The sequence below is a fragment of the Halorussus salinus genome (genome assembly GCF_004765815.2).
GTDB lineage: Archaea > Halobacteriota > Halobacteria > Halobacteriales > Haladaptataceae > Halorussus > Halorussus salinus.
Map to the genome: position 1 here is coordinate 281,879 of NZ_ML974127.1, position 13,395 is coordinate 295,273.

Sequence of the window (13,395 nt, forward strand, 5' to 3'; positions counted from 1 at the left end):
GGCCGACGATAGGTCGGCCGCCGGTCACCTACCCCCGAAGTCGTCGGAGCATCACGCTGTACTCGTTTCGCTCGTAGAGCTTCTCCACGTGGTCGAGCGTCTCGTCGGCCGCCGCGGCGAGTCCGGTCGCTCGGGCGTCGTCGCCGACCGACGCGGCCTCCTCGGCGTCCTCGCGGAGCGCGTCCACCAGCGAGAGGAAGTGCAGTGGGATGCTGTGGTTGTGGTCCCTGCGCCCGTCCACGTAGCGGTCCTCGAACTCCTCGCGGCGGTCGGCCACCGACGCGATGCGCTCGTCGGCCCCGGTCCCCGATTCGTTCGCGCCCTCGTCCGTGTCCGCGCCGTCGCCGAACGCGTCGTCGCCGAACATCCCGTCCCCACCGGTCTCGCCGACACTCCCGCTCGATTCGTCGAGTCGGTCGAGGAGGGTCCGGTCGTAGAATCGGAGTTCGTTGCGGACCGCGTAGGGGATGACCGCGTTCGAGTCGTCGGCCCGGTCGGCCATCCCGCGGAGGTCGCCGACCCGCTCGTCCAGCGCGTCCGCGACCGGTCCCGACCGCCCGTCGAGTCGGTCGGCCACGCTATCAGCCAACTCGGCGACCTCCTCGGGGTCCAACTCCGCCACGATGCTCTGGGTCGTGGAGGCGGCGTCCAACTGCTCGACCGCGGTGTCGAGCGCGGCCCGGAGGTCGCCGATGCCCGGCGAGGCGAGGCGGTCGAGCATCCGCTTGGCGACCGCGCTCTCGGGGCGCTGTTCCCGGCGGACCGCGGCCGCGACCGACTGGACGCCCTCGTCGTCGCGTTCGTCGCTCCCGCTCTCGTCGCTGGCGTCGCTTTCGTCGTTCTCGTCGGCCGCCGCGACCTCCTCGACCAACTGCCGGAGGCCCGCCGCCACGTCGCCGTCCGCGCGGTCGAGGTGGTCCGCGGCGCGCCGGGCGTCGCCGGGCGTGACGGCTCTGTCGTCGGGGACTTCGCTCACCGCGCGTTCGAGCGCCCGCTGGCGGTCGAGCGCCGCCACCGCACGCTCCAACGCGGCTTCGAGTTCGTCGGGGTCCGCTCGGTCGGGCGCGGCTACGGCGTCCAGCAGTCGGCGGGCCGCGGGCGACGAGGGCGTCCGGTCGCGCTGGAGTCCGGTCGCCGCAGTTGCGACCGCGCCGTCCGCGTCCGAATCGCCGGTCCGGGGCGGGCGAACCGAGAGCCTGTCACCCTCGACCGCGCGAGCGAGCGCCTCGGCCTTCTCGACGCTCGTGGCGTCCACGGCGGGCGGGTCCCGGAGGTGACGGTCGAGGTCGGCGTCGCCCGCGAGGTCGTCGAGCGCGGCTTCGAGGTCGTCGAGTCGCCGGGCTATCGCGTCGGGGTCCTCGCGGGCGTCGAGTCGCCGCGCGATGTCGGCGAGGTCGTCCTCGTCGTCGGAGCCGCGACCGAAGAACCCGGCCACCCCGAGCGCGGCCAGCGAACAGACGGTTCCGGCTACCGCGAGGCCGCCGAGGGGAACGAGCGTCTGCATGTCAGGCCATGTTCTCCCGGCCGAGACACGAGAACAGCGGGTCCACGAGGTGCCAGATGTCCCGGAGGTTTTCGGCCTGCTGGTTGTTGCCCTCCTCTTTGAGTTGCTTGGCGTGGTCGTACATCGCTTCGAGCGACGGCATCCGGGGGTTCCAGAGGGCACCCCAGAGGTACACGTCGTCCAGATACGGGATGACCATCTGGCTGACGTGGATGTCGATGGACCCGGCACTGCTCACGTCGTCGACGTTCAGGAACTCGTCGCCGCCGATTATCTCCCTGAGCGTGTTGTCGTTGACGTAGGGCGAGACTTGCTCCATCTTCTCCTCGGGGCCGTAGACGATGAAGGTACCACCCCACGCGGTCGTCGGGTCGAAGTCCGAGAGCCGGTTTTGGAACAGGGTGTTTCGGACCATGATTTCGAGCGACGACTTGTCGAGCTTTGCGTCGCGCGACCGCCCGAGAACCGGCGCGAGAATGACCGCAGGGGTGTACTCGCGGTCGATGTCCAGCGGATACTTGTCCTCGACCGGCCGGAAGCTGTCGGACACGTCGAACACCTCGCCCTGAATCGACATCGTGGCGTCCTGATCCACGATTTGGGGCGTCGAGGACATGGTGAACGCCTCCAAGTACGCGACCAGCGGCTTGTTGAGTTCGGTGTACTGGGGCGGGTTGTACTTCTCGATGCCGTCGATGCGGGGCTTCACGTCGCCCTGCACGTCCTGCAGTCGCTCGTTGTTGAACGGGATGATGGCGTCGGCCGTCTGGGAGATGCGCGCCAGTCCGACCGCGCCGTTGGTCCGCGCTCGTCCGCCGAACTTGTCCTCCGCCGAGGGGATGACGACCGAACTCAGCAGGGCCTTGTCGATGACGTAGTCGTCCGAGAGGACCTCCTCACGGACTTTCTCGGCCAGCGGCGGGGTCGAACCGCACCCGGTCCCCTTGGTGACGCTGTGGACGAACATGATAGCTTGGGCGTCCCGGATGTCTTGGGGGTCCATGTCCCAGCGGTCCCGGAAGGGGTTGCCCTCCTCGAAGTCGGCCCGGACGACCTTCTCGCCGAGGTCCCAACGCCGACCCATCCCGGAGTAGTCCTGCACGCCGAACCCGATGATGGCGTTGGGTAACAGGTCGTTACGGCTGTACTGCTTGAGTTCTTGGGCGTAGTAGGTCTGCTCCAACTCGGCGATGTTGGTGTTGAGCATCCCGTACCCGGCGAGGCCGCCGCGCCACACCATCGCTCGCTCCTCGTTGTTGCGCTCCAAGGTGTTTTTTCGGAGTAGGATGGCGTCCATGATGTTGTTGCCCGCGCCGCCGACGCCGATCATGTACCACTTCTTGCCGTACGCCGAGTCCAGCAGGTCGTCGTCCATCGCGGGACCGTCGTCCATCGGGGTCCCTATCCGATCGACGGACCCGGAGTCGTCCGGTTCCGAGTCGTCCTCGTCGCCGAGGTCCGCGGGTTCGCCCTCCTCGAACAGTCGGTCGTACCGGTCGCTGTACACCGCCCGGACCGACGTTTCGTCCGCGGCGTGCGAGCCGAGGAGGTGTTCGTCGAGGCTGTCTTCGTCCCATTCGGTCTCCGTCTGAAAGCAGATTCTGCACTTTGTCATTGTTGTCGCTCGCGTCTGTCTCCCGCTGTCTGTCGCTCTCGTACCGTGCGCCGGTCTCCTGCCGTCGGTCGCTTTCCTGCCACCGCTCGCTCTCCTGCCGTCGGTCGCTCGCCCGTCACGTCCGTCGTCGGTCGCTCGTCCGCCGTCGCGAGACTCACGCGTACTGCTCCTGATACCGCTCGTGGAGCGCGTCTATCGCCCGGTCGGTCGAGGTCCCGTCTTTCGGCACTAACTCTACGAATCCCGGCGGCGCGCCCTCCTGCACGTCGAACTCTGCGACCACGTCCGTCTGGCGCTCGGCGAACTGCTCCAAGCGATTCAGCACCGTGGGCGTGGCGACGCTCTCGGGGAGGTCGTCGGTCTGGAGCTGTGCCCGGTCGGCGTCGGTCTCGCGTCCGGCGTTCTTCAGCTCTCGGAGGACGAACAGCACCGAGTCGATTATCTCCTCGGGGCGTGCCCGCTCGTCCCGCCGGTCGCGGCTGTCGTCGGCGTCCCGGCCGCTCGCGTCTCGACTCCCTGCCTCTCGACTCTCTGCCTCCCGGCCGTCGCCGCGGCTCTCGACAGCCCCGACCGACCCGGAACCGGACGCGGCGCGAGCGGCGTCGCTCCCGGCAGTCGCTGGCTCCTCGGGGTAGGTGAGCGACACCGCGCCGTCTTCGACCCGGAACTCCACGTCGTAGTCGCGCTCGAACGCCGGTCGGAGTTCCGCGACTAGCTCCTCGTCTACGCCGCTCGGGAGCGAGACGCGCTCGCCGCCGTGGTCGATGGTCCCGACCACGCTCCACAGGAACTCCACGAGCGTCACGAGTTCGCCCGCGTCGGCCGCGGCCGACTCCACCCGGCGCTCGGCGTCGTCGAACCGACAGTCGTGGAGGTCGTCTTTCCCCGCGTCGAGTTCCGAGCGGACGTTCCGGACGCTCGGGAGGTCGTCGTGACGCCCTTCGATTGCCACCTCGGCGAGTCGGTCGGCGACCTGCCCCTCGAACCGCTCGGTCTTGTTCTCGACCGTTTCGAGGTCCGCCTCGGCCGCCTCGGCCGTCTCGGCGAACGCGGCCTCGCGCTCGCCGACGTGGGCCTCGATTCGCTCGACGTGGTCGTCCACCTGCCCGACGGCCGCGCCGACCGTCTGGAGGTCGTCGCCCTCCTCGACGTGGTTCGACAGCACGTCGCTCACGCGGTCGAGGTGGACCGACGCGTCGAACGCGGGCACGTCTACCTCGCGGAAGCGACTCGGCAAGTTCACGAGTTCGTAGGCTCGGTCGTACCGCGACCAGCACTGGACGGTGCCGTAGGTGGTCGTCACGCCCGAGGCGACCCGCTCGCGGAGTTCGTCGTCGATTCGCTCGACTTCGGCCGCCGGGTCGAGCGCGTCCACGCGACTCCGGAGCGCGGCCGCGTCCGCACGAAGCCGGTCGGCCGACTGGCGCTCGGCGGCGTCGAGGTCCTCCGCGATGTCGTCGCACTCGCGGCGGAATTCCCGGCGAGAGTCCTTCGCGCGCTCGACGCCGGTCGGCGCGACTTCCGAGAGCGCGTCGAGGTCGCCGATTCGCCGCCGGTAGGTTTCCTCGAACTCCTCGCGCTTCTCGTCCAGCTCCGCGGTCACTTCGGCGAGTTCGGCCGACTTCTCCTCGACTACCTGCTCGTCCCAGTCGTGACGAAGGGCGGCCCCGATGGCCGCGCCCGAGGCCACCACCGGCACTGCGAAGAAGCCGACGACCTGCACCGTCGGCACCTCCATGCCGAACATCGGCGCGTAGACGCCGAAGAAGAGCGCGAAGAAGAGGACCGAGACGAGTCCGGCGGCCGCGAAGGTCACGTCCCGGTTGCGCCGTCGGAACTGGGCGACGCCCTGCGCGCCCCACGCGCCCGCGATGAGGATAAAGAGGCCGAACACGAGCGTCGGACTCTGCCACATCAACACGGCGGCGGCGTCGAACACCGCGACCGACCGAATCGCGCCTTGGACACCGCCGAGTCCCGCCGACCCGAGCGTCGTCTCTACCATCGCCAACGTCGTCTGCACGAACGTCGCAAGTATCGGTACCCCTGCGAGCCCCCACGCCGCGAGCGTCGCTTTCGTTTCACGACCTGTAGCCATCACCTACATATCTCACAGGGGGGTTTCAAAACGTTTACCCTTGCTACAGATGCGGAAAATGGCGAGACAGCGCCGGAGTCGGTCAGTCCTGAAAGCTACCTGAAGAGACTGGTCTCGACGGAGACGTACGTTCGAGTCGCCTCGCTCGCCGCCGGGTCGGGACTCGCCGCACCGACCGCTCTGGCTGGCGGCGTTCTCCGGTCGAGGAGAGACGGGACTCCTCGGTCGTGAGGTAGCGTCGATAGAAAGCGCCCGAGGCGGGATTTGAACCGGAGTCAGACGGTCCGGGCGTGCGACTGATAGGGTTCAACTCCATCTAATCGACCGTTTCCGAGTCACGACGAAGCGAAGAGAGCAGTTGCTCGCCCGTTAGTTCGTCGGCAGAAAGCGCCCGAGGCGGGATTTGAACCCGCGTCACGACCGTGACAGGGTCGTATGATGGGCCACTACACCACCCGGGCTTCCGAGTGCATTTCCTCTTTTCTGCCGCGCTTATTAATGGGTATCGGTTTCGTCGCCCATTGGTAAAATCTGCCGCACGTGGGCGGGCTACTCGAACCGTTCGGACATCTCGTACTCGTTCGCCCAGTTAATCCTCGATTTCGGGGCCTTCGGATTGGGTTCCTCGACCCGTAGTCACATCTCGCCGCTTCCCGTCTCCTCGATGGGGACCCAGTACGCGGTGTCCGTATCGGGCGAGTAGACGGCGTACGCGTCGATTTCGTCCGCGGTGTAGTCGGCGTCGATTCGACCGTCGGAGTTCGTGGTCGAGGAGTAGAGATTGAACCGGACCGTGCCGTCGATTCGACTCCTCGTCTTGCACTGGACGCGGTAGCGCCGGGTTCCGTCGTCTACGACGAGGTCGTAGCGGTCGCTGTCTCCGAAGGGGACCGACACGGAGACTCCGGCGGCCATTAGTCGCCCGAGAAGCGTCGCTTCCGTCTCGTCTCCTCTGCGTGATGGATTCACGAGTCGCTACAAGATGTGCCGTCATCGTATTTAACGGACGGGTCATCTCGGAGAACAACGAATCGACCACTCGAAGCGAGGAGACGCACCGCTCCACGATTAGTTCGTCGGCAGAAAGCGCCCGAGGCGGGATTTGAACCGGAGTCAGACGGTCCGGGCGTGCGGCCTACGGCCGTTCCGGGCGTGCGACTGACAGGGTTCAAATCCCTCTAATCGACCGTTTCCGAGTCACGACGAAGCAAGAGAAATCACTGCTCGGAAGTTGGTTCGTCGGAGAAAGCGCCCGAGGCGGGATTTGAACCCGCGTCACGACCGTGACAGGGTCGTATGATGGGCCACTACACCACCCGGGCTTCCGAGTGCATTCCTTCGTTGTCCCCGGTTAGACTTAAGGCTTCTCAAACGACTCCGGTACGGGACTCCCTCTCGGTGTCGTCGGCTTCCGTTCTGCGCGGATGCTCCTCGCCGCAAACAATTTATATCTCGACGGAGTGGGTGACAATCGTAGGCACCCTCCTCGGTTGGGGGTAGTGGGGTCGAACAGCTAGCGGTCCGAGAGCTACTTAGCAAGCCTTAAATGAATTCCCTGTGTAATGCCCTGTAGTATCTCGTGATAGCCATTTCTCCCTCTGCGCAGACAACCCATCGCCACACATGGTAGACGTAAGCCAACACGACATGGTTCCGGACCACAGCGTCGTCGACGACGAGGAGTTAGACGGCGTGTTAGAAGAGTACGACATCAAATCGACCGACTTGCCGAAGATAAAACGGACCGACCCCGCGCTCCCCGACGACGCGGAGGTCGGCGACGTGATCAAGATCGTGCGCGACTCCCGAACGACAGACACCGCGACCATATACCGACTCGTCGTAGAATAATAATGAACAGAGAAGACCGACGCGAGATTTCCCGAGAGTACTTCTCGAAGGAACGGCTCGCAGAACACCACTACCGCTCGTTCAACAGCTTCCTGAGTCGCGGCATGCAGCAGGTCGTCGACGAGAAGGGTACCGTCGACACCGACATCGGCGACAAGGAAGACGAGGAACCAGTCCACGTCGAGTTGGGTGACGTTCGCATCGTCACTCCGCGCGTGCGTGAGGCGGACGGGAGCGAGGAACTCCTCTACCCCCAAGAAGCCCGCCTCCGGAACATTACCTACGCCGCGCCCGTCTTCATGGAGATGTCCATCGTCAAGGGCGAGGGCGAGGACGAACGCGTCGTGGACTCGACGGAGACCAAGGTGGGGCGGATGCCCATCATGGTCGGCTCCGAGAAGTGTAACATCGCGGGCTTCTCGGACGACGAACTCATCGAGATCGGCGAGGACCCCGCCGACCCCGGCGGCTACTTCATCGTCAACGGCTCCGAGCGCGTCCTGATGACGAGCGAGGACCTCGCGCCGAACAAGATTCTCGCGGAGTACGACACCAAGTACGGCGACGAGATTCAGGTCGCCAAGACGTTCAGCCAGCGTCGTGGCTACCGCGCGCTCGTGCTGGTCGAGCGGACCCGCGACGGCCTGTTGGAAGTGTCGTTCCCCTCCGTCTCGGGGAGCGTCAACTTTGTGACGCTGGTCCGGGCGCTCGGCCTCGAATCCGACGAGGAGATCGTTCACCGCGTCTCCGACGACCCCGAGGTCGTGAAGTTCATGCTGGAGAACCTCGAAGAGGCGGAGGTCCAGACCGAGGAGGAGGCCATCGAGTCACTGGGTAAGCGCGTCGCCTCCGGGCAGGGCAAGAACTACCAGCTCAAGCGCGCCAACTACGTCATCGACCGCTACCTCCTGCCCCACCTCCACGAGGAGGGCGTCGAGGAGGAGGACGTGCGCATCAACAAGGCGTACTACCTCTGTCGGATGGCCGAGGCCTGCTTCGAGTTGGCCCTCGACCGGCGCGAACCCGACGACAAGGACCACTACGCCAACAAGCGCCTGAAGGTCAGCGGCGACCTGATGAAAGACCTCTTCCGGACCGCGCTGAACAAGCTGGCTCGGGACGTGAAGTACCAGTTGGAGCGGGCCAACATGCGCAACCGCCAACTGTCGGTCAACACCGTGGTTCGGTCGGACGTGCTGACCGAGCGACTCGAACACCCGATTGCGACCGGGAACTGGGTCGGTGGTCGCTCGGGTGTCTCCCAACTGGTGGACCGCACGGACTTCATGGGGGTCCTTTCGCACCTTCGGCGACTTCGCTCGCCGCTGTCGCGGAGCCAGCCTCACTTCGAGGCGCGGGACCTGCACGCGACCCAGTGGGGTCGCATCTGTCCCTCCGAGACCCCGGAGGGACCGAACTGTGGGCTGGTGAAGAACTTCGCGCAGGCGATGGAACTCTCCCAGAACATCGAGAACGAACAGGGACTGAAACGAGAACTGGCGTCGATGGGTGTCGAAGGCATCCCCGGTATCGAAGGCGTCGAACCAACTGCAAGCGCAGACGACTAACATGAGTCAGGGACGAGAAGCGAAAGTATACGTGAACGGTAGTCTGGTCGGGACCCATCCCGACCCGGAACAGCTCGCAGAACAGGTCCGCCACGCGCGTCGCCGCGGCGACGTGAGCGAGATGGTCAACGTCTCGGTTAAAGAGCGGACCCGCGAGGTCATCATCAACGCCGACGCGGGGCGCGCCCGGCGGCCCCTGCTGGTCATCGAGGACGGCGAACCCCTCGTCACCGAGGAGGAAATCGCCGCCGTCGAGAACGGCGACTTGGACTTCGACGACCTCGTGGAACGCGGTAAGGTCGAGTTCATCGACGCCGAGGAGGAAGAGGACATCTACGTCGCGGTGGACGAAGACGACCTCACCGAGGACCACACCCACCTCGAAGTGGACCCGCAGCTCATCTTCGGTATCGGTGCGGGCATGGTGCCCTACCCCGAACACAACGCCTCGCCTCGGATTACGATGGGGTCGGGGATGATCAAGCAGTCGCTCGGGCTTCCCGCGGCGAACTACCGCATCCGGCCCGACACCCGCCAACACCTGCTTCACTACCCGCAGCTTTCGATGGTCAAGACCCAGACCACCGAGCAGATCGGGTACGACGACCGCCCGGCCGCCCAGAACTTCACGGTCGCGGTCATGTCCTACGAGGGCTTCAACATCGAGGACGCGCTCGTCCTCAACGGCGGCTCCGTGGACCGCGCGCTGGCTCGCTCGCACTTCTTCCGGACCTACGAGGGCGAGGAGCGACGCTACCCCGGCGGTCAGGAGGACCGCTTCGAGATTCCGAGCGACGACGTGCGCGGCGCGCGCGGCGAAGACGCTTACACCCACTTGGACGACGACGGGCTGGTCAACCCCGAGACCAGAGTAGACGAGAACTCGGTTCTGCTGGGCAAGACCAGTCCGCCCCGGTTCCTCGAAGAACCCGACGACATGGGAGGCCTCTCGCCCCAGAAGCGCCGGGAGACCTCGGTCACGATGCGCTCCGGTGAGTCGGGCATCGTGGACACCGTGACCCTGATGGAGGGCGAGGACGGCTCGAAGCTCTCGAAGGTCTCGGTGCGCGACGAGCGCATCCCGGAACTCGGCGACAAGTTCGCGTCCCGGCACGGCCAGAAGGGTGTCGTCGGCCACATCGCACCGCAGGAAGACATGCCCTTCACCGAGCAGGGCGTCGTTCCGGACCTCATCATCAACCCCCACGCCCTGCCGTCCCGGATGACGGTCGGCCACGTGCTGGAGATGATCGGCGGGAAGGTCGGTGCCCTCGAAGGGCGGCGCGTGGACGGCACGCCGTTCACGGGTGAGGACGAGGAGGAACTCCGCGGCGGACTCGAAGAGCAGGGCTTCAAGTCCTCCGGCAAGGAGATCATGTACTCCGGAATCACCGGAGAGAAGATCGAGGCCGAAATCTTCATTGGCACCATTTTCTACCAGAAGCTCTACCACATGGTGTCGAACAAGCTCCACGCTCGCTCGCGCGGCCCGGTGCAGGTGCTGACGCGCCAGCCGACCGAGGGTCGCGCCCGCGAGGGTGGCCTGCGCGTCGGGGAGATGGAGCGGGACGTGCTCATCGGGCACGGTGCCGCCCTCACCCTGAAGGAACGACTGCTGGACGAATCGGACCGCGAGTGGATCTACGTCTGTGCCAACTGTGGCATGAGTGCGGTCGAGAACGTCGAGCAGAACCGCGTCTACTGTCCGAACTGCGACGAGGAGACCGACATCCACGAGATAGAGATGTCCTACGCGTTCAAGCTACTGCTGGACGAGATGAAGGCGCTGGGCATCGCCCCGCGACTCGAACTGGAGGACGCAGTCTAACATGTCAACAGGACAAACACCCAAAGAGATCGGCGAGATCAGCTTCGGGCTGATGGACCCCGAGGAGTACCGCGAGATGTCGGCGACCAAGATTATCACCGCCGACACCTACGACGACGACGGCTTCCCCATCGACATGGGGCTGATGGACCCGCGACTGGGCGTCATCGACCCCGGTCTGGAGTGCAAGACCTGCGGCAAGCACTCGGGGTCGTGTAACGGCCACTTCGGTCACATCGAACTCGCCGCGCCGGTCATCCACGTCGGGTTCACGAAGCTCATCCGACGGCTCCTGCGCGGGACTTGTCGGAACTGCTCGCGACTCCTGCTCACCGACGAGGAGAAAGAGAAGTACGAGAGCAAACTCACCCGGACCCGCGAACTGGGCAACGACCTCACGGACGTGACCAAATCCGCGATTCGAGAGGCCCGTAAAAAGGACCGGTGTCCCTACTGCGGCGAGGTCCAGTACGACATCAACCACGAGAAGCCCACGACCTACTACGAGGTCCAGCAGGTCCTCACGTCGGAGTACTCCGAACAGATTGCCGCCGCGATGCAGGGCAAGAGCGAGGACGGCGAGGATGAGCGCGAACCGATGGCTCCGCAAGAACTCGCCGAGCAGACCGACATCGACCTCGACCGCATCAACGAGATCATGTCCGGGGAGTTCCGGCCCCGCGAGGACGACCGGAAGGCCATCGAGAAGGCGCTGGACCTCGATCTGACCGAAGAGGACATGAACAAGCTGATGCCCAGCGACATCCGCGACTGGTTCGAGGACATCCCGGACCAAGACGTGGAGACGCTCGGCATCAACTCCGAGCGCTCCCGTCCGGAGTGGATGATTCTGACGGTCCTTCCGGTGCCGCCCGTGACCGCCCGTCCGTCCATCACGCTCGACAACGGCCAGCGCTCCGAGGACGACCTGACTCACAAGCTGGTGGACATCATCCGCATCAACCAGCGGTTCATGGAGAACCGCGAGGCTGGTGCGCCCCAACTCATCATCGAGGACCTCTGGGAACTGCTTCAGTACCACGTCACCACCTTCATGGACAACGAGATTTCGGGGACGCCGCCCGCCCGACACCGTTCGGGCCGACCGCTCAAGACCCTCTCTCAGCGCCTGAAGGGTAAGGAAGGTCGCTTCCGGGGAAGCCTCTCCGGCAAGCGCGTGAACTTCTCGGCGCGGACCGTCATCTCGCCGGACCCGACCCTCTCGCTCAACGAGGTCGGCGTCCCCGAGCGCGTGGCCCGCGAGATGACCCAGACGATGAACGTCACCGAGCGCAACAGGGACGAGGCCCGCCGCTACGTCGCCAACGGCCCGGAGGGCCACCCCGGCGCGAACTACGTCAAGCGACCCGACGGCCGACGCCTCAAGGTGACTGAGAAGAACTGCGAGGAGCTAGCGACGAAGGTCGAGGCCGGGTGGGAGGTCAACCGCCACATGGTCGACGGCGACATCGTCATCTTCAACCGCCAGCCGTCGCTCCACCGGATGTCCATCATGGCCCACGAAGTGGTCGTGATGCCGTACAAGACCTTCCGGCTCAACACCGTCGTCTGTCCGCCGTACAACGCCGACTTCGACGGCGACGAGATGAACATGCACGCCCTGCAGAACGAGGAGGCCCGCGCGGAGGCCCGCGTCCTCATGCGCGTGCAGGAACAGATTCTCTCGCCGCGCTTCGGCGAGAACATCATCGGGGCGATTCAGGACCACATCTCCGGGATGTACCTCCTGACCAACGAGAACCCCCACTTCAACGAGACGCAGGCGCTCGACCTCCTCCGGGCGACTCGCATCGACGAGTTGCCCGAACCGTCGGGCACCGAAGACGACGGCTCGCCCTACTGGACGGGTCGAGACATCTTCTCGGAACTCCTCCCGAGCGACCTGAACTTGGAGTTCACCGGCACGGTCGGCGAGGACGTAATCGTCGAGGACGGCCAACTCGTGCAGGGGACCATCGCCGAGGACGAGGTGGGCGAGTTCGGCGGCGAAATCGTGGACACCATCACGAAGGTCTACGGCAACACGCGCTCGCGCATCTTCATCAACGAGGTCGCGGCGCTGGCGATGCGGTCGATCATGCACTTCGGGTTCTCCATCGGTATCGACGACGAGTCGGTTCCGCCGGAAGCTCAGAACCGCATCGACGAGGCCATCGACAACGCCTACGACCGCGTCGAGGAGCTTATCGACACCTACCAGAACGGCGACCTCGAATCGCTGCCCGGCCGGACGGTGGACGAGACGCTGGAGATGAAGATCATGCAGACGCTAAGCAAGGCGCGTGACTCCGCGGGTGACATCGCCGAGGATCACTTCGCCGACGACAACCCGGCCGTGGTCATGGCCGAGTCCGGCGCACGTGGGTCGATGCTCAACCTGACCCAGATGGCTGGCTGTGTCGGCCAGCAGGCGGTTCGGGGCGAGCGCATCAACCGCGGCTACGAGGACCGCACGCTGAGCCACTACAAATCCGACGACCTCTCGGCGGAGGCCCACGGCTTCGTGGAACACTCCTACACCGGCGGTCTCGACCCCCGCGAGTTCTTCTTCCACGCGATGGGTGGCCGCGAGGGGCTGGTGGACACCGCAGTCCGTACCTCCAAGTCCGGCTACCTCCAGCGCCGTCTCATCAACGCGCTCTCGGAACTCGAAACCCAGTACGACGGCACTGTGCGGGACACCTCCGACACCATCGTCCAGTTCGAGTTCGGCGAGGACGGCACCAGTCCGGTGAAAGTCTCCTCGAACGACGAGGGCGACATCGACGTTGAGCAGATCGCCGACCGAGTTCTCGAAGAGGAGTTCGGCAGCGACGAGCGCAGACAGGAGTTCCTCGGCGAGAAGAAGCCGCCGACGAACCTCTCGGAACACGTCGACGCTCGGCAGGCCCAGAGCGACGACTGACGCCG

The 13,395-nt window shown here is 65.4% G+C and carries 8 protein-coding genes and 2 tRNA genes; 4 read left to right on the top strand and 6 right to left on the bottom strand.

The annotated features are described in order from the left end of the window. Window positions 1–28: 28 nt before the first annotated feature. The 6 genes from EPL00_RS01390 to EPL00_RS01415 form a co-directional block, all read right to left on the bottom strand. The gene (locus EPL00_RS01390; protein ID WP_135852188.1) at window positions 29–1,504 is read right to left on the bottom strand and encodes a hypothetical protein; all 1,476 of its coding nucleotides are present in this window, start codon (window positions 1,502–1,504) and stop codon (window positions 29–31) included. 1 nt (window position 1,505) lies between these two features. Then, the gene (locus EPL00_RS01395; RefSeq protein ID WP_135852187.1) at window positions 1,506–3,119 is read right to left on the bottom strand and encodes an FtsZ/tubulin family protein; all 1,614 of its coding nucleotides are present in this window, start codon (window positions 3,117–3,119) and stop codon (window positions 1,506–1,508) included. A gap of 154 nt (window positions 3,120–3,273) precedes the next feature. Further along, entirely contained in the window at window positions 3,274–5,217 is a 1,944-nt protein-coding gene (locus EPL00_RS01400; protein WP_135852186.1) for an MFS transporter, read from the bottom strand. A 388-nt stretch (window positions 5,218–5,605) separates the two neighbouring features. Next, window positions 5,606–5,678 (bottom strand) — tRNA-Asp (locus EPL00_RS01405). A 175-nt stretch (window positions 5,679–5,853) separates the two neighbouring features. Continuing rightward, on the bottom strand, window positions 5,854–6,186 hold the full coding sequence (locus EPL00_RS01410; protein ID WP_162224124.1) for a group I intron-associated PD-(D/E)XK endonuclease: 333 nt from the start codon (window positions 6,184–6,186) through the stop codon (window positions 5,854–5,856). 280 nt (window positions 6,187–6,466) lie between these two features. Further along, window positions 6,467–6,539 (bottom strand) — tRNA-Asp (locus EPL00_RS01415). 301 nt (window positions 6,540–6,840) lie between these two features. On the opposite strand from EPL00_RS01415, the gene EPL00_RS01420 reads away from it, so the two are divergent. The 4 genes from EPL00_RS01420 to EPL00_RS01435 are packed head-to-tail and all read left to right on the top strand — an operon-like array spanning window position 6,841 to window position 13,390. Further along, window positions 6,841–7,068 (top strand): DNA-directed RNA polymerase subunit H, encoded by a 228-nt coding sequence (locus EPL00_RS01420; protein WP_135852184.1) that lies wholly within the window; start codon window positions 6,841–6,843, stop codon window positions 7,066–7,068. A gap of 2 nt (window positions 7,069–7,070) precedes the next feature. Further along, entirely contained in the window at window positions 7,071–8,636 is a 1,566-nt protein-coding gene (locus EPL00_RS01425) for a DNA-directed RNA polymerase subunit B'' (protein ID WP_135852183.1), read from the top strand. Between the two features lies 1 nt (window position 8,637). Beyond that, window positions 8,638–10,464, top strand: coding sequence for a DNA-directed RNA polymerase subunit B (rpoB, locus tag EPL00_RS01430; RefSeq protein ID WP_135852182.1), 1,827 nt, complete (start codon window positions 8,638–8,640; stop codon window positions 10,462–10,464). Window position 10,465: 1 nt separating this feature from the next. Next, window positions 10,466–13,390, top strand: coding sequence for a DNA-directed RNA polymerase subunit A' (locus EPL00_RS01435; protein ID WP_135852181.1), 2,925 nt, complete (start codon window positions 10,466–10,468; stop codon window positions 13,388–13,390). Window positions 13,391–13,395 lie beyond the last annotated feature (5 nt).